Source organism: Bacillus sp. X1(2014) (genome assembly GCF_007678255.1).
On sequence record NZ_VEED01000069.1, the window covers coordinates 1 to 326 of the forward strand.

Here is a 326-nt window from a genome sequence, read left to right on the forward strand (position 1 = left end):
TCGGCGCTGAGAAGCTTAACTTCCGTGTTCGGTATGGGAACGGGTGTGACCTTCTCGCCATAATTGCCAGACCATATTTTCGACACTATTTAATTATAATGTCTTTTTTATATTTTTCAAGAGGAAAATTAAATTTTTTCATTCCCTCAAAACTAGATAATGCAGAAGAAGTTTTTGTAAACTCAGAGTTCACCTTAAAATGGTTAAGTCCTCGAACGATTAGTATCAGTCAGCTCCACATGTTACCACGCTTCCACCTCTGACCTATCAACCTGATCATCTTTCAGGGTTCTTACTAGCTTGCGCTATGGGAAATCTCATCTTGA

The 326-nt window shown here is 39.0% G+C and carries 2 rRNA genes; both read right to left on the reverse strand.

From position 1 onward, the window contains the following. A 5S ribosomal RNA gene (gene rrf, locus FS608_RS29795) occupies positions 1 to 71 on the reverse strand; the annotation flags it as partial. A 128-nt stretch (positions 72 to 199) separates the two neighbouring features. Continuing rightward, positions 200 to 326: ribosomal RNA gene (locus tag FS608_RS29800) — 23S ribosomal RNA — on the reverse strand; the annotation flags it as partial.